General features: G+C 67.4%; 21 protein-coding genes. 7 read left to right on the plus strand and 14 right to left on the minus strand.

Annotated features, from left to right (window positions below; genetic code table 11):
• Nucleotides 1–940: 940 nt before the first annotated feature.
• Complete coding sequence (locus FHP25_RS01655; protein WP_178133207.1) at nt 941–3,010, minus strand: protein kinase domain-containing protein; 2,070 nt, start codon at nt 3,008–3,010, stop codon at nt 941–943.
• A 199-nt stretch (nt 3,011–3,209) separates the two neighbouring features.
• Between FHP25_RS01655 and FHP25_RS01660 the strand changes: the two genes are divergently transcribed.
• The 3 genes from FHP25_RS01660 to FHP25_RS01670 all read left to right on the plus strand — a co-directional run bounded on the left by FHP25_RS01660 (nt 3,210) and on the right by FHP25_RS01670 (nt 5,649).
• Nucleotides 3,210–4,028 (plus strand): ABC transporter permease, encoded by an 819-nt coding sequence (locus FHP25_RS01660; RefSeq protein ID WP_178133208.1) that lies wholly within the window; start codon nt 3,210–3,212, stop codon nt 4,026–4,028.
• On the plus strand, nt 4,025–4,432 hold the full coding sequence (locus FHP25_RS01665) for a periplasmic substrate-binding domain-containing protein (protein ID WP_147845132.1): 408 nt from the start codon (nt 4,025–4,027) through the stop codon (nt 4,430–4,432). Before FHP25_RS01660 ends, FHP25_RS01665 begins: the two co-directional genes overlap by 4 nt.
• A 209-nt stretch (nt 4,433–4,641) precedes the next feature.
• Nucleotides 4,642–5,649, plus strand: a complete 1,008-nt coding sequence (locus FHP25_RS01670; RefSeq protein WP_147845133.1) for a cysteine peptidase family C39 domain-containing protein — start codon at nt 4,642–4,644, stop codon at nt 5,647–5,649.
• 19 nt (nt 5,650–5,668) lie between these two features.
• On the opposite strand, the gene clpS is transcribed toward FHP25_RS01670, so the two are convergent.
• Both clpS and FHP25_RS01680 read right to left on the minus strand, forming a co-directional pair.
• The gene (gene clpS, locus FHP25_RS01675; protein ID WP_147845134.1) at nt 5,669–5,974 is read right to left on the minus strand and encodes an ATP-dependent Clp protease adapter ClpS; all 306 of its coding nucleotides are present in this window, start codon (nt 5,972–5,974) and stop codon (nt 5,669–5,671) included.
• A gap of 125 nt (nt 5,975–6,099) precedes the next feature.
• Entirely contained in the window at nt 6,100–6,642 is a 543-nt protein-coding gene (locus tag FHP25_RS01680) for an SRPBCC family protein (RefSeq protein ID WP_147845135.1), read from the minus strand.
• Nucleotides 6,643–6,795: 153 nt separating this feature from the next.
• Between FHP25_RS01680 and FHP25_RS01685 the strand changes: the two genes are divergently transcribed.
• Entirely contained in the window at nt 6,796–7,059 is a 264-nt protein-coding gene (locus FHP25_RS01685) for a hypothetical protein (protein WP_147845136.1), read from the plus strand.
• Between the two features lie 23 nt (nt 7,060–7,082).
• Here the strand turns inward: FHP25_RS01685 and FHP25_RS01690 are convergent, their stop codons facing one another.
• The 3 genes from FHP25_RS01690 to FHP25_RS01700 form a co-directional block, all read right to left on the minus strand.
• A complete protein-coding gene (locus FHP25_RS01690) occupies nt 7,083–7,307 on the minus strand; it encodes a Sec-independent protein translocase family protein (protein ID WP_147845137.1) in 225 nt (74 codons plus the stop codon).
• Between the two features lie 11 nt (nt 7,308–7,318).
• Complete coding sequence (locus tag FHP25_RS01695; protein ID WP_218578123.1) at nt 7,319–8,065, minus strand: SIR2 family NAD-dependent protein deacylase; 747 nt, start codon at nt 8,063–8,065, stop codon at nt 7,319–7,321.
• A 69-nt stretch (nt 8,066–8,134) separates the two neighbouring features.
• Complete coding sequence (locus tag FHP25_RS01700; RefSeq protein ID WP_178133209.1) at nt 8,135–9,409, minus strand: GntP family permease; 1,275 nt, start codon at nt 9,407–9,409, stop codon at nt 8,135–8,137.
• Nucleotides 9,410–9,536: 127 nt separating this feature from the next.
• On the opposite strand from FHP25_RS01700, the gene FHP25_RS01705 reads away from it, so the two are divergent.
• Nucleotides 9,537–10,760 (plus strand): glycoside hydrolase family 5 protein, encoded by a 1,224-nt coding sequence (locus FHP25_RS01705; protein WP_178133210.1) that lies wholly within the window; start codon nt 9,537–9,539, stop codon nt 10,758–10,760.
• Between the two features lie 118 nt (nt 10,761–10,878).
• Here FHP25_RS01705 and FHP25_RS01710 read toward each other — a convergent pair whose 3' ends face one another.
• From FHP25_RS01710 to FHP25_RS01745, 8 genes are all read right to left on the minus strand, one after another.
• On the minus strand, nt 10,879–11,673 hold the full coding sequence (locus tag FHP25_RS01710; protein ID WP_147845140.1) for an ABC transporter ATP-binding protein: 795 nt from the start codon (nt 11,671–11,673) through the stop codon (nt 10,879–10,881).
• Nucleotides 11,674–11,793: 120 nt separating this feature from the next.
• Nucleotides 11,794–13,059: an ABC transporter substrate-binding protein gene (locus FHP25_RS01715; RefSeq protein WP_147845141.1), complete on the minus strand. Its 1,266-nt coding sequence runs from the start codon at nt 13,057–13,059 to the stop codon at nt 11,794–11,796.
• A gap of 72 nt (nt 13,060–13,131) precedes the next feature.
• The gene (locus FHP25_RS01720) at nt 13,132–14,385 is read right to left on the minus strand and encodes an ABC transporter substrate-binding protein (RefSeq protein WP_147845142.1); all 1,254 of its coding nucleotides are present in this window, start codon (nt 14,383–14,385) and stop codon (nt 13,132–13,134) included.
• Nucleotides 14,386–14,414: 29 nt separating this feature from the next.
• On the minus strand, nt 14,415–15,503 hold the full coding sequence (locus FHP25_RS01725) for a branched-chain amino acid ABC transporter permease (protein WP_147845143.1): 1,089 nt from the start codon (nt 15,501–15,503) through the stop codon (nt 14,415–14,417).
• A gap of 19 nt (nt 15,504–15,522) precedes the next feature.
• Entirely contained in the window at nt 15,523–16,416 is an 894-nt protein-coding gene (locus FHP25_RS01730; protein WP_147845144.1) for a branched-chain amino acid ABC transporter permease, read from the minus strand.
• A 13-nt stretch (nt 16,417–16,429) separates the two neighbouring features.
• Complete coding sequence (locus tag FHP25_RS01735; protein WP_147845145.1) at nt 16,430–18,373, minus strand: AMP-binding protein; 1,944 nt, start codon at nt 18,371–18,373, stop codon at nt 16,430–16,432.
• Nucleotides 18,370–19,188 (minus strand): ABC transporter ATP-binding protein, encoded by an 819-nt coding sequence (locus tag FHP25_RS01740; protein ID WP_147845146.1) that lies wholly within the window; start codon nt 19,186–19,188, stop codon nt 18,370–18,372. The genes FHP25_RS01735 and FHP25_RS01740 overlap by 4 nt, the downstream gene beginning before the upstream one ends.
• A gap of 286 nt (nt 19,189–19,474) precedes the next feature.
• Nucleotides 19,475–19,654, minus strand: a complete 180-nt coding sequence (locus tag FHP25_RS01745; RefSeq protein WP_147845147.1) for a hypothetical protein — start codon at nt 19,652–19,654, stop codon at nt 19,475–19,477.
• Between the two features lie 102 nt (nt 19,655–19,756).
• Here FHP25_RS01745 and FHP25_RS01750 point away from each other — a divergent pair, with 102 nt between their 5' ends.
• Nucleotides 19,757–20,614, plus strand: a complete 858-nt coding sequence (locus tag FHP25_RS01750) for a polysaccharide deacetylase family protein (protein WP_147845148.1) — start codon at nt 19,757–19,759, stop codon at nt 20,612–20,614.
• A gap of 264 nt (nt 20,615–20,878) precedes the next feature.
• The gene (locus tag FHP25_RS01755) at nt 20,879–21,589 is read left to right on the plus strand and encodes an RraA family protein (RefSeq protein WP_231712169.1); all 711 of its coding nucleotides are present in this window, start codon (nt 20,879–20,881) and stop codon (nt 21,587–21,589) included.
• The last annotated feature ends 71 nt before the right edge of the window (nt 21,590–21,660 follow it).

Consider the following 21,660-nt stretch of genomic DNA (forward strand, 5'->3'; position numbering starts at 1 on the left):
GCTGCCCGCGTGCGCATGCAGCCCATACAGCCACTGAGAATACGGTAGCCAGTGCGTCGCGCTTAGCTTGCAGGGCTCGCCATTCTCGTCGATCCAGATCCGCCGCTCGGCGACCCAGCGGGCGACGTCATAATTGACGCCATCATCCAGGATAACAAATGTCCCATCCTTCGGGACGGTTTCTATTGGCTGACGCATTCTGAAACGTCTCCGATAGCAGAACAGACGATCTTCTCGCTGCTCGCTCAATACCTCGACGTTGCATCACCGGAGGATGGTCTTTCAGATATTCTTCTTTGAATGAACTATGCGCACTCAGAACAGTTCGGCGCGATGCTTGCGCTCAACCATACGTACCCAAACTGCTGTCTGTTCGGTTTCAGGTTGATCGGTGTCATGCTCCATATTCGTCAATCATAGGTGATTGCATGCTCGCATCCCAGCGGCCCGCCTTGCACGGATCGGCCGAGTTGGAATTTTCGATTCTGAGATGGGCTGCGCTGTCAATCGGCTCGCGGCCATCCCCTTGCACGCCGACGTTGCTTGCCTCGGATCCCGAAGCCCCCCTTACGCCGGTCATGGAAGAATAGCCGATTTTTGCAGTCACTACCAGTGCCGACACCATGTCAGGACAGGGTCAGCCCAAATGCTTGAAGAAAATTTATTGTGATCCATTTGGCGGCTCTTTCATACCGCGCATCAGGAGAATGACGACTACCGCTGCTCCCAAGAGCGGTGCTCGTGGGCACCACGGGACACATCCACCGCGAGGTAAAGATTTCCAGGTCCCCTCTCGGCACGCAAATAGAGCTATGCATCGGCCGTCGATCGATTGTTTGCCGGTCATGCCCAGGGCGCCGGTTTCTTTCAAGAAATCTGCCCGACCGCAGCGTCAGCCGTTGCCGAGTTGCCGGCAAGCGGGCGTGGCTCTTCGAACCGGTCAGCGTTCGCAATCCTTGAGGGGAACGCCGACCGCAACGGCGCGCGTGCCTTCCGTGAAGCAGCCGTCGCGCCAGGCACCGGTGAAAACCGCGCCGTCCGGGTCCCGCCGCGTACCGTAACCATGCGCGCGGTCGTTCTGCCATTCGCCTTCGTAGCGGCTGCCGTCAGCCCAGGTATAGACGCCATGGCCGTGCATGGCATCGTCCACCCATTCGCCATCGTAGCGCTCGCCATTGGCCGAGATGTAGGTGCCCAGCCCGTGCTTCTTGTCGTCGCGCCATTCGCCGTCATAGCGGTCGCCGTCGGCCCACACCCTGACGCCATGGCCATGCATCTTGTCGTGGCGCCACTCGCCCTCGTAGCGGCCACCATCGGCAAAGGTGTAGACGCCGTGGCCGTGCATGTCGCCGTCCAGCCATACGCCGACATAGCGATCGCCGTTGGCGTAGGTGTAGGTGCCCTCGCCGTTGCGCAGGCCGCGGGCGAAGTTGCCGACGTAGCGGCTGCCGTCGTCGTATGAGACATCGCGGGAACTGTCGCGGCGTGGCGAATCGGGCAGGACCGGCTCATCCTGGCGCCGCTCTGATCGGGTGACCGCCTTGCGCGTCGACGCCTCGACCGTGTCGGCGCGCTCCAGGGCCAGCTTTGCTTCGGGCAGGCCGGCGAACCGGTCGGCGAACGCGCGCAGCTGCACCGGATCCTCGCTGGCCTGCAGCTCGGCCCAACCCGCCGTTGCGGCCTGCGCCCGCTCGGCCTTCGCCGCCGCCTCTCGGCGCGCGGCCTCAATCTCGGCCTGCCGTTTCGCCGCCGCCTCGAGATCACGCGCCCGGGCCCGCGCCTGTCCGGCCTCTTGCGTGCCTGGGAACTGGTCGGCGAAGGAACGCAGCCGCGCCGCGTCGGTGCTGTTTCGCAGCTCGGCCCAGGCCACCGCTGCTTCCTGGGCCTTGCGCGCGGCCACAGCATCGGCGCGCGCCTTGGCCTCGGCAGCGGCCGCTTCCTGCTCCTGGGCGCGTTTGGCGCCGACCGCGTGCTCGGCCCGCAGCCAGGCATAGGTGCCGGTGCCGGCCAAGCAGAAAACCAGCAGGACGAAGGCCAGCCAGAGCGGTGCGTTGGACGGTGTGCCCGGGCGACGCGGATCCTGCCGGCGGCCGCCTGCGCGCCCCCGCGCCGACCGTGGCTGCTTGCTCGAGGCCGGCGGCACCGGCGCTGCCTGCATCAGGCGCCGCCAGTCGGCGATTGACTGGGGGCGTTCGGCCGCAGCCAGCCGCAAGGCAGCGTCTACGGCGGACAGCAGCGCAGGCGGGTAGTGGCCCTGCGCCGCCCGCGCGGCCGGCACCAGAGTGTCGTGGCGCAGACGGTCGACAGAAGCGGGCGGCGGCACGCCGGCGACGCAATGGTAGAGCGTCGCGCCCAGGGCGTAGATATCGCTCCACGGTCCCGGCTGCGCCGTCGTCACCTGCTCCGGCGCCGCGTAGGCGGGCTCGGGCGCCGCCGGCGCGCCAGTGTGGATCAGCTGCGGCTGATCGGTGCGGTCGATGACGATGGCGGCCGGCCGAACGTCGCGATGCAGGATGCCCCTGGCGTGCAGGCCTTCCAGACTGTCGAGCATGGGCGCCACAATGCGCTCGATCGCCAGCCGCGACAGGCGGCGATCACGCTGCAGCCGCGCCTGCAGCGACTCGCCGGATGCCAGCGGCGTGACCAGATAGACAGTGCCGTTGGCCTGCTGCGTGTCGATCACGCTGACGATGCCGGGGATGTCGTTCAGGGCGGCGCGGATCTCTGCTTCCGCCTCGGCGAGCAACCGATCGCGGCCGCGCCGGAAGTCCTCGGCCGCCGCAAGGGCACGCGGCGACACTTGGCCATCGGGCTGACGCGCCACGAGCGCGCCAGGCAGGTGCTCCCGGAGCGCGACATTGCGGTCGTGCGCCGTGTCACGGGCCTGATAGGTGATGCTTGAATCGCCACGGCCCAGCACCGTCGCGACGACGTAAGCACCGATACGCGCGCCAGCCGGCAGCGCATCGCTGCCAATGCCCCCGTCCTGACCTGCCGGGCTTTCCGCCAAAATCTGCTCTCCCCCATCGTCTTGTGGCTGCACTGTCGGCTGCAGCCTTGCCGGATGCAAGGACGGGGCACTAGCCGCATCCCTGTCGGGGAGTGGCGCCCGCGCCCGGACCGGCCCTATGATGCCGGGCAAGAACAAGGACGCCTGGGGAGGCGACCCATGGGCTTCGAGCCGCCGCGATGGCGCCGGACGCAACGCCGTGTATAGCTACGTCACGCGACGCCTGGCTTTCGGCGGCCTGACCGTGGTCGCCGTGTCGATCATGGTCTTCATGGTGATGCGGATCCTGCCGGGAGACCCGCTGGTCGCGATCTTCGGCCCGGAAGGCTTCACCAAGCTGACAGAGAAGGAACGCGCTCACTACATGGCGGAGCTCGGCCTGTCCGATCCGCTGTGGGCGCAATACCTGGCCTGGGTGCAGGACATCCTGCGCGGCAATTTCGGCCGCTCGTTCTTCCGCTCCGAGAGCGTCGCAGACATGATTCTGCGCCGCGGACCGCTGACCGCCGAGATCGCGGTGATCTCGGTGGTGCTCTCTTGGGTCGTCGGCATCCCGGTCGCGATAATAAGCGCCCTGCGGCCCAACAGCGTCGCCGACAACCTGGCCCGCTTCGCCAGCATCCTGTTCCTGGCGATACCGGGCTTCTGGCTGGGCATGCTGATCGTGCTCGCGCTGCTGTTCTGGTTCGGCTATCGGGCGCCGATGGCCGGCGCCTCGCTGGCGGCCGACCCTTGGGCCAACCTGCAGATCGTGATCGGCCCGGCGATCGTGCTGGGCCTGGGCCAGGCCGCCTATATCGCGCGCATGGCGCGCTCCAGCCTGCTGGAGGTGATCCGCGAGGACTACGTGCGCACGGCGCGCGCCAAGGGGCTCAGCGGCCGCCTGGTGATCGCGCTGCATGCGCTGCCCAACGCATTGCTGCCGGTGATCACCCTGTCGGGCATCCTGCTGGGCCTGGTGCTGGCCGGATCGATCCCGGTGGAACGCGCCTTCGGCACGCCGGGCAGCAGGCGTTGAACGTCGAGACCAAGCTGCGCACGGTCGTGGAGTCCGTGTGGTTCGACGACATCAAGACCGGCAACTTCGACCTCGCGGTCGGCGCCGTGGTGTCGACCCTGCTCGACCCGTCGGACTACTTCAACGCCTGGTATCGCAAGGACGGGCCGCAGAACTACGGCTTCTGGAGCAACGACGCCTTCAACGCCCTGCTGCCGCAGATCGACCGCGAGGTCGACCCGGCCAAGCGCCTGGCCGTGATCCGCCAGGCCGAGGCCATCATGGAACAGGACCCGCCGGTGCTGCCGATCTGCTGGGAGAAGATCAACGACGTCTGGTACAACTATGTGAAGGGCCACGTGCCGTACGAGTATTTTGGCATCTACGACTGCGTGCGCTTCGATACGTTCTGGCTGGACAAGTAGCGCCTCGTCCGTCGCTTCCGCGTCCTTCTCTCCGCAGGCGGAGAGAAGGACGACAGCACACCGCGCTGTCCATAAGGGTCGGCGTCGCAGCGCTATTCCCAAATGGCAATATGCCACGGCGCACGGCTCGGCTATCCGGTCTCGGCAGCATCACGACGCCACGACTCCATCGGCAGGATCGTGATGACGATGCCGGACGGAAAGCCCGCATGAGCCAGTTTCAGCTTCCCGACGGCACCAGGTTGCTTGCCGAGGAAGACAGGAACGAGAAGATCGCCATCCATCTCGGCAACGAGATCGAGCTCGAGCAATGGAGCGCGACCGGCCTGCTGGGCGACATCGAGCCGGACAGGCCGGGGATCGTCGAGGTCCGGATTCTCGACCGGCCACGCAGCGCCCGGCCTTTCACCAGCAACAAGCGGCGCTTCGCGCTGAAGGCGGTGGGCGAAGGTGCCGTCACGATCGCCGGCCGGAACGAGGACAAGGCCGGCGCCCGGCCCCTCAAGGTGCTGGTGGGTGAGTTCAAGAACCACCAGGGCATGACGAAGGACCTGCTGGCCGATATCGGCCGCAGCGCCAAGCCGGCACAGCTCTACCAGCTCCAGCGCCTGCTCCATAACGTCCACGACAACGTCTTTAGCCAGTTCAGCGACGCGAACGTCGCCGCGCATCGCTCGCCGCTCGCCTGCGGACTGGTGGCCAAGGCCGCCGGCGAGGCGCTGATCGGCGCGGTTGTCAGCCATAACTACAAGCCGGACTCGTCCTATCACAAAGCGGTCTGGCGGGTGACCCGCCGCGACGACATCGAGTACGATCCCAATGTGATGCGCCGGGCGCGGACGACGATCGCCCGGCATGTCAAGCGCGGACGCCCAGTCGTGGTCGGCTGCGCCTACGAGCCCAAGACATCGATGTTGAACGAAGGCCACCTGCAGGCTACCCGCGACGGTGGCCATTCCGTCCTGATCGTCGGCTGCAACGCGACCGCCACCGAATTCCTGTATGTTGATCCTTTCCCCGGCGGCTCCAACCTGAAATACACCGGCGGCATCGCCGCCGACTCCTACCCGCCGCTCTGCTTCTTCCTGGGCGTCTTCAAGGTCGACTCCCTGCAGGAGCTGATCGGACGCGGGCCCCTGCTGCGCAAGCATCCGGACAAGAACGGACCATGGGCCGGCGACCGGTATCTCGAGGTGATCTCCGGGCCGAAGGGCTGAGGTTCCGCCCGAAGATTTGTCATTCCTCGGGCTCGGTCGTGAACATGAGCGGGTAGCCCTTGCGCCGCCCCTCATCGGTGCCTTCCGTCGCCTTGGTCTCGGCGACATCCTTGGTGAACACCGCCACGACACAGGCGCCGAGCTGGTGCGCCGTCATCATGATGCGGTAGGCCTGATCGTCGCTGGTCCGGAACACAGCCTTCAGCACGGTGACCACGAACTCGCGCGGCGTGTAGTCGTCGTTGACGAGAACGACCTTGTAGAGGCGCGGCCGCTCCGTCTTCGGCTGGACCTTCGTGCGCGGACTGGTGACGATATCGCTCATCGGCCCCTCCAACGCCCTGTCAAACGACGATCCTAGCGAATCAGGGGAATTTGGCGAGAGGCGACCGCGCACGGCGGCAGCATGGCGATGGCGGTCCGTCCGTCCGCGCGAAGCACCTCCCCGCCTCATCCCGCCGGAATACGCTTCTCGTACTCGGCCTCCACGCTTGCATGCGTGCGCCAGAAGCCGGCCGGGATGCGCCCGGCAAGGCGGTCGGCCAGGATGCCCAGGTGGGTATGCCAGCCGCCGGCTACGCTGACCGTTTCGTCGCGGGTGGTCAGGCGGCTATGCGTCACCACCAGCAGCACCTCCGTGCCCAGAACGCTGAGGTCGAAACGCACCTCGGATGGCGCGATGCCACCCTCGCCCCAGGTATAGGCCAGCAGGTGCGGCGGATCGCAGGCCGTGACACGGCCCTGCATGCGGCTTTCTTCATTGTGCGACACATATTTCGGCGGCGGCGGGTCGTCGTTCTCGGTCAGCGTCCCATTGCGGAAGATGTGCTCCACCCGGCCGCCGACACGCAGCTCCATGGCGCCGGCGGCCAGCCACATGCCACGCTTCTGCGAATCGGTGAGGTAGTCCCATACCCGCTCGATCGGCCCCGGCAGCAGACGTTCCAGCCGCACGGTGCCGGGGGCGATGACCTTGCCGTAGCCGTCGTCCATCGGAGACCTCTTTTCCTAAACTATATGGTTGAATATCAAGCAGGGCCGCGTGATTGTCAACCATTCGGCGTTGCATCAATTCAGACGCGGAAAACGGAGTGACCGCCACACCGGCACGAGCCAGGATGCGCCCAGCAGCGATGGAGGACCGCGATGCATCGCGCCGCCGCCTGGGCGCTCGCCGTGAGCGCCGCCCTGTCCGCGCCGGCTGCGGCCCAGGCGCCGACGCCACCGCCGGGCCGGCAGGCTGCCACGTCCGCCCCGGCTGCGGCCGCTCAGCCGCCCCTCACCGGCAAGGAGCGGCTGAGCGCCAAGTGGATGGACGAGCAGCGTGTCGACAACTGCAACGTGCCGCCGGACAAGCGTGGGAACAGGCCACGGCCGGATGCGTGCGCCGCCGCGGTCGCGACCCATTGACCGCTGTCCGCAGCCTTGGGTCGTCAGGGACGCGGCACCAGATTCGTGTCGGCGCCGCGCTGCTCCTGGGCTGGCCAGCGCGACAGCGCGATCCACCATAGCAGCACCAGCCCGAGCATCGGCACCAGCGCGATCAGCGCCAACGGACCCGGCCGGCCCGTGCGCACCAGTATCTTCCATATCGGGAAGACCCACAGGAACGCCACCAGCAGCACGACCAGCCAGTGGACTATGGAGAAGCTTCCCATGTGCCCCTCGTTCAATTCACCCCGACCGCACGGCTCATGGTGCGGCCGATCTCATCGTGGATCACGAGGTCGGCGGAATCGTCCTGGTCGGTCGGGTCGCGGTTGATGATCACCAGGCGGGCGCCATTGCGCTTGGCCATCATGGGAAAGGCGGCCGCCGGATAGACGACCAGCGAGCTGCCCAGCACGATGAACAGATCGGCGGCCATGGTCTTCTCTCGCGCACGCTCCATCTCGATCTCCGGCATCGACTGGCCGAAGGAGATGGTGGCCGTCTTGACGATGCCACCGCACTGCGTGCACTCCGGCAGCATCTCGTCCTTCTCGAACAGCGTGCGCACCCAGTCCAGCTCATGGCGCTCGCCGCAATCCAGACACGCGGCATAGGTTGCGTTGCCGTGCAGCTCGATGACCATGTCGTCGGGCACGCCTGACGCCTGGTGCAGGCCATCGACATTCTGGGTGATCACGGCGGTCATGCGCCCCTGCTCCACCAGACGTGCCAGCGCGCGATGGCCGGCATTGGGCGTCGCCCGGCGCATGACCGCGTCGGTCGCGAACTTGCGCCGCCACGACTCGCGCCTGGCATCCTCGGAGGCGATGAAGTCGCTGAAGTCGATCGGGCGGTAGCGCGTCCAGATGCCGCCGGGCGAACGGAAATCGGGGATTCCCGACTCCGTCGAGATGCCGGCACCGGTGAAGCCGACGATGCGCGTGGCGTCGGCGATCATGCGCTTGAGGTCGTCGGCAGCCGCCATGGTAGCCTCCTGTACGAGGTCGCCAGTGTAATTCCTTCGCCCCTTACGCGTCCACGCATGCGCCGGAGCTCAGCGCAGCACGAGGGACAGCAGCATGAGGATCGCCACGGCGAGCACGGCCTGGATCGCAGTGGCCAGCGAGAAGACGTGCAGGGTACGGCCCGGGGTGAGCCGCGCGACGTGCGCCGTGAGCCAGAAATGGGCGTCGTTGATGTGGCTCACCGCCATCGCGCCGGCGCCGATCGCCAGCACCGCGAGCACGCGTCCGCCGTCGCCGGCCAATCCCAGCGACGGCAGCATGGGCTCGACCATGCCGGCGGCGCTCAAGGTCGCGACCAGCGACGAGCCCATCAGCGTCTTGATCACCAGCGCCACGACGAACGGCCCCAGCACGCCCAGCCGCAGGCCCGACACGTCCTCCGCCAGCAGGGTCGGGATGCCGGTCTCGTCGATCACGCGGCCGAAGCCGCCGGCGGTGCCCACCACCAGCACGGTGGCGGCGATGCCGCGCAGCGCCTCGCCCATCCAGCCGCGCTCCGAGAGCGCCTTCTCGTCCCAGCGCCAGGTCAGCAGCAGCACCAGGCCGACCGCGACCACCATCAGCATCAGCGGCCGGCTGATGCCGGTATAGAGCTCGCGTGCGCCGCCGCGGCCCAGCGGCTCGCTGGGGATCTGCGCCACCGACTGCACGACAAGCAGCGCCAGCGGCACCAGCACCGGCAGGGCCAGCACCAGCCCGTCCCGCAGGGTCGCGCGGCCAAGGGTCTCCGACGGCGCATCGGGCTCGGCCGGCAGCGCGCGGCGTACGGCCAGCCAGCCGACGACGGCAACGATGACCGCCAGCGGCGCACCGATCCCGGCGACGGCCATGGCATCGGCCCGCAGCACGGCGGCCCCGGCGATCGCGATGGGCGACGGCGGCACCAGCGCGTGCGAGGCCAGCAGCGCCAGCGACAGCGGCACTGCCGCGCGCGGGCCCGCGGCGGACAAGACCGGCTGCGCCAGCGCCAGGGCCGCCATGGGCGAAGCGCCGACGCCGGCCACGAGGCCAAGCGGCAGGGCGGTGCCGCGGCCGCGCAGGGCGGCCCCGATCCGCGCGGCGGCACCCGAGCCCGCCACGAAGGAAGCCGCGATCGCGCCGCCGACCAGCGCCAGCCCGACCTGCTCCAAGGTGTTGACGAAACCGATGCCGAAGGCGCGCCCGACCGAATTGGCGGTCATGTCGGCGGCAATCCCGAAGGCCACGACAACGCCCGCCAGGGCGATCAGCGGGTGCAGGCGGAACCGGCCTGTCAAGGCGATAAGAGCGGCGACGCAAAGGCCAACCCACAAAACCGTGAACATGATCGGCGGCATCCCCCAGCGATGTCGCGGCCGCGACACCGGATGGCGCGCGCTTTGCCAGTATTTACTACCGCCGAACGCCGGCAGCGATCTACTCTGTCCGGCAACAAAGACGTCATGGGGGCCTGTGCGTCGCCGCCTGTTCCTTGCCCTGCCCGCCATCGCCACCCTGCCACCGCCGGCCGCTGCCCGGCCGAGCGAGGGGTTTGTGCGCATCGAGGGCCGCCGCTTCGTGGCGCCCGACGGCACGACGCTGCTGCTCAAGGGCATCAACCTCGGCAACTGGCTGATGCCCGAGGGCTACATGTTCAAGTTCGAGCGGGCCAAGGCGCCGCGCCAGATCGAGGGCGCCATCGAGCGCCTGGTCGGGCCGGCGGCGGCTGCCCGCTTCTGGCGGACCTTCCGTGACAATTACATTGCCGAGGACGACCTGCGCTTCATCGCCACGGTCGGCTTCAACATGGTGCGCATCCCGCTGCACTATCGGCACTTCGTCACGGCCACCACGCCGCCGCGCTTCGAAGGCGAGGGCTACGCCCTGCTCGACCGGGTCATCGGCTGGGCGCGCGCGCACGGCCTGCGCGTCGTGCTCGACATCCATGCCGCGCCCGGCGGCCAGACCGGCATCAACCACGATGACGGGCCGGGTTATCCGCTGATGTTCTATGTTCCGGCGCACCGGCGGCTCACCATCGAGCTGTGGCGCCATATCGCGGCGCGCTATCGCGACGATCCGACGATCCTCGGCTACGACCTGCTCAACGAGCCGATCGCGCCCTATCACGACGTCGCCTACCTCAACGGCAAGCTCGAGCCGTTCTATCGCGAGGCGACCGCCGCCATCCGGTCGGTCGACCCGCACCGCATCATCTTCCTCGGCGGCGGCCAGTGGAGCTCGAGCTTCGACATGCTCGGGCGGCCGTTCGCGCCCAACCTCGCCTACACGTTCCACAGCTTCTGGGCCAGCACGCGCCGCGATTCGATCCAGCGCCATCTCGATTTCAGCTACCGCTATGACGTGCCGCTGTTCCTGGGCGAGACCGGCGAGCTGACCGACGACTGGAATGAAAGCTTCCGCACGCTGCAGGAGCGCCACGGCATCGGCTGGAGCTTCTGGACGTACAAGAACCTCGACACGCCCTCGACCGTGGTGTCGATCCCCCGTCCCGCCGACTGGGACGCCATCGTCGCCATCGCCGACCGGCCGCCCGCGCGCTGGGGCGATCCGCTACCGCTGCCCAGGGAGCGCATCGATGCGGCGCTGGCGCGGTATCTCGAGGGCACGCGCTTCGCCAACGGCACGATCCGCTGGAGCTACATCGCCTCCCTGGGCCTGAAGCCGGCGCTGTAGGCTTTTTTTGCTGTCATCCCGAGCGCAGCGAGGGATCTCCTGCGAAGACGCACGGTGCGCCATTCGCGGGAGATCCCTCGCTGCGCTCGGGATGACGGTGAAGATGTGAAGGTATGGCCTACGACAGCCAGCGTTTGCGGCGCTTGTAGTGCTTCACGTCGCGGTAGGATTTGCGCGAGCCGACCTCGTTGAGGCCGAGGTAGAATTCCTTGATGTCGGCGTTGTCGCGCAGCTTGGCGGCCGAGCCTTCCAGCACGATGCGGCCGTTCTCCATGACATAGCCGTGGTCGGCGATCTCCAGCGCCAGGGTCGCGTTCTGCTCGACCAGCAGCACCGTCAGGTTCTCGTTCTGCACCAGCTTGCGCACGATGCCGAAGATCTCCTCCACCAGCATGGGCGCCAGGCCCAGCGAAGGCTCGTCGAGCAGGATCACCTTGGGCCGGCTCATCAGGGCCCGGCCGATCGCCAGCATCTGCTGCTCGCCGCCAGACAGATAGCCCGACTGCTGGTAACGGCGCTCGCGCAAGCGCGGGAAATAGCCGTAGACCAGCTCGATGGTCTCGCGCACCTCGCGCATGTCGGGGCGAATATGGCCGCCGGCGACGAGGTTCTCCTCCGTGGTCAGGTGCTCGAAGACACGGCGGCCTTCGAACACCTGGGCCAGCCCCAGGCGCGTGACGTCGAACGCCTGCATGCCGTCGATGCGCCGGCCGTTGAGCTCCACCGCACCCTTGGTGACCTCGCCGCGCTCGCTGCGCAGCACGCCGGAAATCGCCTTCAACGTCGTCGTCTTGCCGGCCCCGTTGGCCCCCAGCAGGGTCGTGATCGTGCCCTGCCCGACCGTGATCGAGACGCCCTTCAGGACCAGGATCACGCCGTCATAGACGACCTCAACGTTGTTCAAGCTCAGCATGGGCGGCCTGTCGCAGGGGTGTGGCGCGCCGGGCGCCAGGATCCCGCGCTGCGCTCGGGATGGCTGCCGGCGGTGCAGGATGGCGGGTCGCCGTCAGGCAGCGACCCGCCTCGCGGCGTATCAGCCGCCGGCCTTCTTGGCATCGGCTTCCAGGTGCTTCTTCAGCACGTCGCGGTAGGCCTGGGTCCATTCCGTCGCCTTGACCAGCTTGCCGCCCTTGACCTGGAACACCTGGACCCAGCCGCCGCCCTCGTGGTCCTCCGGCGTGAGGGCGAGCGGCGGCGCCACCCCGCCCAGCGGCTCGAGGTCCTTGGCGGTGACCGACTCGAAGCCCTTCTTCACATCCTCGCCGGTCGGCTGGGCGCCGCCCTTGGCCTTGATGGCATTGCGCATCGCCACCACGTGCATGGCCGCCCACACGACGCCGCGGTTGTAGTAGACGGTCGACGCCATCTCCTTCGGCGGCTGCTTGCCCTGTGCCTTGTACATCTCGATGATGTCCTTGTTCACGGCGTAGTCGCTGCCGACGCCGGCGAACTGCATCGTGTAGTAGCCCTCGGCGACGCCGTAGCCGCCGGCCGCCTCGACGTCAGCCTCGGCCGAGCCCCACACGAAGCTGATCACCTTGCTGAGCGGGTAGCCGACCCGCTTCAGCTCCTTGATCGACACCGACGGCGCGCGCCCGAACAGGTGCGCAATGACGAAGTCGGCGCGGAAGCGCTGGGCGATGTCGAGCACCTGGGCGCCCATCTCGACGCCCGGCGCCGGCACGGCGAAGGTCTTGAGCTCGAAGCCCTCGCTCTTGGCCAGGTCCTCGAGGATCGGCAGCGGCTCCTTGCCGGCCGGATTGTCGTAGAACAGGTAGGCGATCTTCTTGCCCTTCAGGCTGCCGCCCAGCCGGTCCTTGGCGAACTTGACGCCCATCGCGCCCTGCGACCAGTAGCTGGCGGCGATCGGGAACGAGTACGGATAGCGCTTGCCGTCGGCGCCGACCGCGGTGCCGAAGCCCGGCGACGTGCCGGGGATCTTGTCCTCGGCCAGGCGCTGGGTCAGCGCCGCCACGATGGGCGTGCCGTAGAGCGCCACCGAGACCGCGCCCTCCTTCTTCTGGCGCTCGTAGCCCTCGACGCCGGGCGGCACCTTGTACTCGTTGTCGATCTCGACGACCCGGATCTTGTAGCCTTCGATGCCGCCGCGCGAATTCACCAGCGCCATGTAGTCGTGGAAACCCGGGCACATGATCGTGCTGACCGTCTGGGTCGGACCGACACGGTCGCACTGCACGCCGACCACGATCTCCTTCTGCGCCCAGGCAGCCGTGCTGGCCACCCCTGTCGCTGCCGCAACCAGCGCATAGGACAGAAAACGACTTACACTGATGGACATGCTTTCCTCCCTTTATTTTCTCGCCGCCGGATCGGCCTGCTTGCATCGCCGGCCCGGCTTGTGACGCTGCGCTCAGTTCCTCTTTGCATCGGCCTCAAGATGCTTCTTCACCACGTCACGATACGCCTGCATCCATTCGCTTGCCTTCACAAACTTGCCGCCCTTGACCTGGAAGATCTGCACCCAGCCGCCGCCCTCGTGGTCATCGGCGGTGATCTCGAGCGGCGGCGAGATGCCGCCGACGGCTGCCAGGCTCTTGGCGTTGATCGTCTCGAAGCCTTTCTTGACGTCCTCGCTTGTCGGCATGCCGCCCGCCTTGGCCTTGACCGCGTTGCGGATGGCCTCGACATGCGCCGCGGCCCAGACAATACCGCGATTGTAGTAGACCGTTGATGCCAGCTCCCGGGGCACCGGCTTGCCTTCCTTCTTGTACATGTCCGCGATTTCCGCCCGCACCGGATGGTCCGGACCGACACCCGCAAACTGCACGGTGTAGTAGCCCTCGGCCACGCCGAAGCCGCCCGCTGCCTCGACGTCGGCTTCGGCGGCGCTCCAGACGAAGCCCAGCACCTTGCTGAGCGGATAGCCGACCCGCTTGAACTCCTTGATCGCTACCGAGGGCGAGCGACCGAACAGGTGCGCCATCACGAAATCCGCGCGATAGCGCTGCGCGATGTCGAGCACCTGGGCGCCGAGCTCGAGCCCCGGCGCCGGCACCGCGAAGGTCCTGAGCTCGAAGCCTTCGACCTTGGCCAGCGTTTCGAGGATTGGCAGCGGCTCGCGGCCGGCGGGGTTGTCGATATAGAGATAGCCGATCTTCTTGCCCTTGAGGCTGCCGCCCAGGGCCTGCTTGGCGAACTGGATGCCGCCGGCGGCCTGCGACCAGTAGCCGGCCGCCATCGGGATCAGGTAGGGATAGCGCCTGCCGTCGGCGGCGACGGCGTTGCCGAAGCCGGGCGCCGTTCCCGGGATCCTGTCGTCGTTGAGGCGCTGCGTGAGGGCGGCGACGATCGCCGTGCCGTAGAGCGCCACCGCGACGGCCCCCTCCTTCTTCATACGCTCATAGGCTTCGACGCCCTGCGGCACCTTGTACTCGGTGTCGATCTCGAGCACCTTGATCTTGTAGCCCTCGACGCCGCCCTTGCTGTTGACCAGGGCCATGTAGTCGTGGAACGCCGGACAGATCACTGCGCAGATGGTCTGGGTAAGGCCGACCCGGTCGGACTGGAAGCCGACCGTGATCTCCTTCTGCGCGCCGGCCGGCGTGCCCGACAATGCCATCGCCGCCGCTGCGCCGAAAAGCCGTTTCAGTCCTTTGCTTGGCATGTGCGTCCTTTTTAGGCGAACCCGGCGCGTCAGTAGGAGAAAGGCCAGACCCGGAAGTAGTTGCGGATATTGCGCCACAGGCGGTTGAGCCCCTCGGGCTCGAGAACCAGGAACACGATGATCAGCAGCCCGAAGGTGATGACGCGCACGTTCGAGACGACGTGCTGGATCTGCTGCATCTCGAACACCAGCGTGCCCAGGCTCTCGACGATCCAGGTGATCGCGATCGGCAACAGGGTCACGAAGATCGCGCCCAGCACCGAGCCCAGCACCGACCCAAGGCCGCCTATGATGATCATCGCCAGGTAGTCGATCGACACGACGATCTGGAACTGCTCGTAGTTCGCGATGCCCAGGTAATAGGTGTACAGCACGCCGGTGACGCCGGCGTAGAACGAGGAGATCGCGAACGCGAGCAGCTTGTAGCGGTAGATGTTGATGCCGATGATCTCGGCGGCGATGTCCTGGTCGCGGATGGCGACGAAGGCGCGCCCTATGCGGCTGCGCACGAGGTTCAGCGTCGCCACGATCGCCAGCGCCACGAAGAACAGCAGGAAGAAATAGAGCTGGCCCTGGGTCTTGAACTCGTAGCCGAACAGGTGCGGCTTGGGCACTTCGATCGAGGCCTGGGCCCCGCCCGAGATCGCCGGCACGTGGTTGATCGTCCATTCGATGATGAGCTGGCCGGCCAGGGTCGCGATCGCCAGGTACAGGCCCTTGATGCGCAGGCTGGGGATGCCGACGACGGCGCCGATCAGCGCCGCCATCAGGCCACCGGCCGGCAGCGTGATCCAGAAAGGCAGATCCCATCGCACCGCCAGGTTGGCGGCGGTGTAGGCGCCGACCGACATGAAGGCGGCGTGGCCGATCGAGATCTGGCCGGTGTAGCCGACCAGGATGTTCAGGCCCAGCGCGCCGACGATGGCGATGAAGATCAGGTTGATGATCGACAGGTAGTAGTTGGCGGACAGCGCCGGCATCAGCGCGCCGAGGACGAAAGGCAGCAGGACGACGGCCGCGGCGATGACCGCCACCGTGGCCTTGGCGATCGGCAGCGGGTAGAGCGCCATGTCGGCGGCATAGGTCGTCTTGAATATGCCCGACTCGCGATGGAACATGGTCCGGATCCGCCTGCTGCTAGACGCGCTCGATCTTGCGCTTGCCGAAGATGCCGTAGGGCCGGATCATCAGCGCGATGATCATGACCACGTAGGGGGCGAAATCCTTGGTGCCGCCGCCGACATAGGGGTCGATGTAGCCGGCCGCCAGGTTCTCGACGATGCCGATGATCAGGCCGCCCACGACCGCGCCGATGATCGAATCCAGGCCGCCCAGGATGACCACCGGGAACACCTTCAGCCCGACCAGGGCCAGGTGCACGTCGACGCCCAGCATCGAGCCCCAGACGACGCCGCCCAGCGCCGAGACGATGCCGGCCATGGCCCAGGCCAGCGCGAAGTAGCGCTCGACGTTGATGCCCATGGCCATGGCGACCTGCTGGTTGTCGGCCACCGCCCGCATGGCGATGCCCATGCGGCTCTTGAGGAAGAACCAGCTGAAGCCGGCCAGGAACAGGATCGACACGCCGGCGCCCACGAGCTGGACCGGCTGCAGCATGACCGGCCCCAGCGCGATCGGCTCCTCGCCGATGAACTCCGGCAGCGAGATCGGCCGCGTGCCGGCGCCGAAGACCAGCGGCAGCAGGCCGCGCAGCAGGGCGGCCAGTCCGATGGTGGCCATGATCACCGCCACGATCGGCCGGCCCAGCAGCGGCCGCAGCATGACGCGCTCGAGCAGGAAGCTGAACAGGACCATGGCCGCCAGCGCCACCACGACGCCGAGGAAGAAGCTGGTCGACGCCGCCACGACGACGGCGGCGATGATGCCGGCCGACATCACGAACTCGCCCTGCGCGAAGTTGATGGCGTCGGTCGCCTTGTAGACCAGCACGAAGCCCAGCGCGATCAGGGCGTACATCAGGCCGATCAGGATGCCGTTGACGAGCAGCAGCAGCGTGAATTCCCATTCCATGACGCGAACGCTCCTAGGCCGCCTGCCGGGCCGCGGCGGCGGGAGCCGCGCCGTGGATCCCGATGGTCGATGTCAGCGTCGACTTGCGGCCATCCTCGAAGGTGATCTCCATCGTCACCTCGACCTCGCTATCGCCGCTGTAGAAGGCATCGATGACCGCGGCGTATTTCTCGGCCACGAAGCGGCGGCGCACCTTGCGCGTGCGCGTCATCTCCGCATCGTCGGCATCCAGCTCCTTGTTCAGCAGCAGGTAGCGGCGGACCTGAGCCGCGGGTGGCAGCGTGGCATTACACTTCGCGATCTCCTCGCCGATCAGCGTCGCCACCTCCGGCTTGCGGCTGAGGTCCATGAAGCTGGTGTAGGCCAGGTTGCGGCGCTCGGCCCAATTGCCGACGGTGCCCATGTCGATGGCGATCATTGCGGCCACGAACGGCTTGCCGTCGCCGAACGCCACCGCCTCGCGGATGAAGGGGCTGAACTTCAGCTTGTTCTCGACGAATTGCGGCGCGAACGGCGTGCCGTCCGACAGCTTGCCCACGTCCTTGGCGCGGTCGATGATCACGAGGTGGCCGCGCGGGTCGACGAAGCCGGCATCACCGGTCTTGAGCCAGCCGTCGGCGGTGAAGGTCTCGCGCGTGGCCTCGTCCTGCTTGAAGTAGCCCTTGAAGACGTTCGCGCCGTTGACCAGCACCTCGCCGCGGTCGTCGACCCGCACCTCGATGCCCGGCAGCGTGCGGCCGACCGAGTTGGGGTCGGCTTCCGTGTCGGGCTGGCAGGCGATCAGCGCCGAGGCCTCGGTGGCGCCGTACACCTGCTTGAGGTTGATGCCAAAGGCGCGGAAGAAGCGGAAGCTGTCGGCGCCCAGCGGCGCGCCGCCGGTGTAGCAGGTGCGGGCGTTGCGCAGGCCGAGCTGGTCGCGCACCGGCCCGTAGACCAGGAATTCCCCCAGCGCGTAGGCCAGGCGCTGACCGAATGGCACCGCCCGCCCCTCCGACCGCGCCAGCTCGACCTGCTCGGCGACACGGCGCAAGCGCTCGAAAACCCGGCGCTTGAACGGCGTGGCATCGCCACCTTTGACCTGCATCGTGGTCAGCATGTTCTCCCAGATGCGCGGCGGCGCCACCAGGCCGCTGGGCCCCAGCTCGCGCAGGTCGCGCTGCACCGTCTCGGGACTCTCGGGGCAGTTCGCCGTGGTCCCTGCCACCAGGCCGACACCGACGGTGAAGGTGGCATCGCCGAGCCAAGCCATCGGCAGGTACGACAGCCAATTGTCGCCGCGGCGGATGCCTTCGGTCTGGACGAACGCCTCGGCAATGGTGATCAGGTTGCGATGTGTCAACATCACACCCTTGGGGTTGCCGGTCGTGCCCGAGGTGTAGGCGATCATCGTCACGTCGTCGGCGCCGCCCTGGCCCAGCTCGGCCTCGAAGAAGCCGGCTTGCGCGGCGCCGAAGGCACGACCTGCCTCGACGACATCCGGGAACGACCTGATGAACGGATAGCGGGCATAGTCCGTCATGCCGCGTGGATCGTCGTAGATGAGCCAGCGCAGGCTCGGCAGCTGGTCCTTGAGCGACAGGACCTTGTCGACCTGCTCCTGGTCCTCGGCGACGATGACCGACACCTCGGCATGGTTCAGCACGTAGACCAGCTCGGCCGCGATCGAGTCCTGGTACACCGGCACCGAGTAGCCGCCCAACGCCGATGCGCTCAGCTGAGCGGCGTAGAGTTGCGGGCGGTTGTCCCCGACGACCGTCAGCTTCCAGCCGCGTTTGAAGCCCAGCGACGCCAGCCCGAGCGCAAAATCGCGCACCAGCGCATGGTAGTCGGCCCAGCTGTAGGTTTGCCAGATGCCGCGGTTCTTCTCGCGCAGGGCCGGCTCGGCCGGCCATTGCCGTGCGTTGCGCGCCAGCAGCTTGGGCAAGGTGCAGGTGTCGGGTGAGTCGACGAGGCTCATGTCTGGCCACCTCCCTTCGATGTGCCGAGATAGGCCTGGATAACCGCCGGCGTGCGCTGCACCTCCTCGGGTGTGCCGCCGCCGATGCGCCGGCCGCGGTCGAGCACGAAGACGCGGTCGGAGATGTCCATCACCACACCCATGTCGTGCTCGATCAGCACCACCGTGACGCCGCGCTCGATGTTCACGTCGAGCACATGGCGCGCCATGTCCTCCTTCTCGTCCTGGTTCATGCCGCCCATCGGCTCGTCGAGCAGCAGCACCTTGGGCTCCAGCGCCAGCGCGCGGCCCAGCTCCACACGCTTGCGCAGGCCATAGGACAGCGCGCCGGTCTGCTGCTTGCGCAGGTCCTGAAGCTTGAGGAACTCGATGATCTCCTCGCAGCGTTCGCGATGGGCGATCTCCTCCTTGCGGGCCGGCCCCCAATAGAGGGCGCTGCTCAGCACGCCTGCCCGCATGTGCACGTGACGGCCCAGCATCAGGTTGTCGAGCACCGTGAGCCCGCTGAAGAGCGCGATGTTCTGGAACGTGCGGGCGATGCCGCGCGCCGCGATCTGGCTGGGCCGCAGCGTCGTTATGGCATCGCCTTCAAGCGCGATGACGCCGGTGTCAGGCCGGTAGAAGCCCGACACCATGTTCAGCAGCGATGTCTTGCCGGCACCGTTGGGACCGATCACGGAGACGATGGCGCCGCGCGGCACCTCCAGCGACACGTCCTGCACGGCGGTCACGCCGCCGAACTTCTTGGAGACGCCCTGGACGGTCAGGATCGGCGATGCCGCGGCACGGTCGGCCAGGGACTCGGCAGCCGACATCGGCTACGGCGCCCTTCCCGCGAACAGCCCGGCGGTGCAGCCGCAGTTGGCGCCCCCGCTTGCACAGTCCTCCGCCACGACGTCCTCCCGTCCAACGCTCGTTCCACCACACGGGCGCTCTTGAGAAGGGTTGATGTCCCAGCGTCCTCGTCGGCGGATCCCACGCACGCATGCGTGGCCTCCATGCAGCATCATGAACGCCGGTTCTTGGAAAGGCAACGGGGTTGCGTTTTGCGATACGGCTCCGCGCCGCCCAGCATGCGGCGCGGCTGAACGGCCGCCAGGCCTATCGGCGCTTCTGACTATCGGGCGTTGCCGCTGTGTCCTTGTCCTCGCGCCGATCGCGGTGCTCGACATCCTTCTCGACGCTGGCGCTCAGCTTCTGATAGAGGCCAAGGCCCAGGACGATCAGGATGCCCGCGACGAGAAGCAGCGTCGGGTAGACCATGTCCGACACGCGCGGCACGGACAAGGTTCCCGGCGCACGGGGCCAGGCCGCTGTCGGGCCCTTGCGCCCTGCGGCGCAGAATCCGACTATCGCGCCTGCGACTGCCCGTGGAGACACACCGTGCGCCGACATATCGCCTGCCTCACGTTCGATCACGACCACATGTCCGGCTTCATCGCCCGCGGCATGACCACGCCGACGCCGATCTCGCGCGGCGAGTTCGATCTCGTGGCCATCCCGCGCATTGTCGAGCTGCTGGCGCGCTACAACGTCAAGGGGACGTTCTTCACGCCTGGGCATACGATCGAGAGCGCCTGGCGGAGCGTCGAGACCTATGTCGATGCCGGCCACGAGCTGGCCCATCACGGCTGGACGCATCGGCCGCCGGCGACCGTCGACCGCGCCGAGGAAGAGGAAGAGATCGTGCGCGGCAACGAGGCGATCAGGAAGATCAGCGGCCACCCGGCGCGCGGCTACCGCTCGCCGTCCTGGGACCTCAGCCCGCACACGATCGAGCTGCTGCTCAAGCACGGCATCCAGTACGACAGCTCGCTGATGGGCGACGACTACGATTGCTATCTCGCGCGCCAGGGCGATGTCGTGGAGCTGAAGAAGCCGTTCGTGCGTGGCCGCGAGACGGCGCTGGTCGAGATGCCGATCAGCTGGTCGCTCGACGACTTCCCCTACTTCGAGTACATGCGCAATCCCAACGGCGCGATCCAGCAGGGCTTGTCGAACGCCACGCACGTGCTGGAGAACTTCGTCGACGACTTCGTGTACATGACCCGCATCCGCGAGCGCGGCATCCTCACCTACACGTTCCATCCGCATGTCGTCGGCCGCGGCCATCGCATGATGATGCTGGAGCGCCTGATCCTGAAGCTGCTGGAGCACGGCGCCGTGTTCATGACCATGGAGCAGGCGCTGGCGGAATGGCGCACCTGGCGCGCCGAGGGCGAGCGCCGGGCGGCGGAATGATCCGCGGATCTGCTGCTGCGCGGGCCTGACCTCGAGATGGCCTACGGTCGGGCCGCGGCGTCGGGCGCGACGAGGCAGCCGTCGCGACGGAAGGCATCGATCTGATGCTGACTGAGAACCGTCATGGCTTGCGTTCCCCAACCTCGCGCCACGGTCTCAGGCCGCCGCCGCGTCCAGGCAAGGGCGGCGGCGACAATGCTTGCCGCCGCAGGGGCTGCTGCGGCATAGGTGCGGCGCTGATGACTTATCGGTGGGAGACAGTTGATGGCCGAGGACATGACGTTGACGGCGGCGGATTTCAGGGCCCTGAAGGCGCTGGACACGCCGACGGTGTGCAATGCGCTGGAGCTGGTGGTGCCGCAGCGCCGCCTGCACGGCTTCAACACCCAGCCCCTGCGCTGCCTCTATCCCGACCTGCCGCCCATCGTCGGCTATGTCCGCACCGGCACGATCCGCGCCGCCGAGCCGTCCTTCCGCAAGCCCGAGGACGACCGCGCCATGCGGCTGCGCTGGTATGAGTATGTCGACAAGGGTCCCAAGCCGTCGGTGATCCTGCTGCAGGATCTCGACGCGCTGCCCGGCTACGGCTCGTTCTGGGGCGAGGTCAACAGCCACGTGCACCGCGGCCTGGGGGCGCTGGGCGTCATCACCAACGGCTCGGTGCGCGACATCCCGATGAACGCCAAGGGCTTCCAGATGCTGGCGGGCACAGTGATGCCCAGCCACGCCCATGTGCATGTGGTCGATGTCGGCGTGCCGGTCAGCATTTGCGGCATGTCGGCCCAGTCGGGCGACCTGATCCACGCCGATATGCATGGCGCCGTGGTCGTCCCGCTCGATGCCGCCAAGAAGGTGGCGGGCGCCGCCAAGCTGCTGGCTCGCCGCGAGGCGGTGATCATCGGCGCTTCGAAGAAGAAAGGCTTCAGCTTCGAGAAGCTCGCCCAGGCGATGAAGGACTCGGCGGACATCCACTGATGTCCTTCGGCCGGGCCGCGGCGCTCCAGCGCCGCTCATGATCCGGCGCTGCGCGCCGGTGCGGCGCTGGA

This window comes from Vineibacter terrae (genome assembly GCF_008039615.1).
GTDB lineage: Bacteria > Pseudomonadota > Alphaproteobacteria > Reyranellales > Reyranellaceae > Vineibacter > Vineibacter terrae.

Excerpts from the sequence above, each read along its gene's own strand:
- FHP25_RS01670 (WP_147845133.1), top strand. The coding sequence starts at position 4,642 with ATGAGCCAGTTTCAGCTTCCCGACGGCACCAGGTTGCTTGCCGAGGAA.
- clpS (WP_147845134.1), bottom strand. The coding sequence starts at position 5,974 with ATGAGCGATATCGTCACCAGTCCGCGCACGAAGGTCCAGCCGAAGACG.
- FHP25_RS01680 (WP_147845135.1), bottom strand. The coding sequence starts at position 6,642 with ATGGACGACGGCTACGGCAAGGTCATCGCCCCCGGCACCGTGCGGCTG.
- FHP25_RS01685 (WP_147845136.1), top strand. The coding sequence starts at position 6,796 with ATGCATCGCGCCGCCGCCTGGGCGCTCGCCGTGAGCGCCGCCCTGTCC.
- FHP25_RS01690 (WP_147845137.1), bottom strand. The coding sequence starts at position 7,307 with ATGGGAAGCTTCTCCATAGTCCACTGGCTGGTCGTGCTGCTGGTGGCG.
- FHP25_RS01695 (WP_218578123.1), bottom strand. The coding sequence starts at position 8,065 with ATGGCGGCTGCCGACGACCTCAAGCGCATGATCGCCGACGCCACGCGC.
- FHP25_RS01700 (WP_178133209.1), bottom strand. The coding sequence starts at position 9,409 with ATGTTCACGGTTTTGTGGGTTGGCCTTTGCGTCGCCGCTCTTATCGCC.
- FHP25_RS01710 (WP_147845140.1), bottom strand. The coding sequence starts at position 11,673 with ATGCTGAGCTTGAACAACGTTGAGGTCGTCTATGACGGCGTGATCCTG.
- FHP25_RS01715 (WP_147845141.1), bottom strand. The coding sequence starts at position 13,059 with ATGTCCATCAGTGTAAGTCGTTTTCTGTCCTATGCGCTGGTTGCGGCA.
- FHP25_RS01720 (WP_147845142.1), bottom strand. The coding sequence starts at position 14,385 with ATGCCAAGCAAAGGACTGAAACGGCTTTTCGGCGCAGCGGCGGCGATG.
- FHP25_RS01725 (WP_147845143.1), bottom strand. The coding sequence starts at position 15,503 with ATGTTCCATCGCGAGTCGGGCATATTCAAGACGACCTATGCCGCCGAC.
- FHP25_RS01730 (WP_147845144.1), bottom strand. The coding sequence starts at position 16,416 with ATGGAATGGGAATTCACGCTGCTGCTGCTCGTCAACGGCATCCTGATC.
- FHP25_RS01735 (WP_147845145.1), bottom strand. The coding sequence starts at position 18,373 with ATGAGCCTCGTCGACTCACCCGACACCTGCACCTTGCCCAAGCTGCTG.
- FHP25_RS01740 (WP_147845146.1), bottom strand. The coding sequence starts at position 19,188 with ATGTCGGCTGCCGAGTCCCTGGCCGACCGTGCCGCGGCATCGCCGATC.
- FHP25_RS01755 (WP_231712169.1), top strand. The coding sequence starts at position 20,879 with ATGGCCGAGGACATGACGTTGACGGCGGCGGATTTCAGGGCCCTGAAG.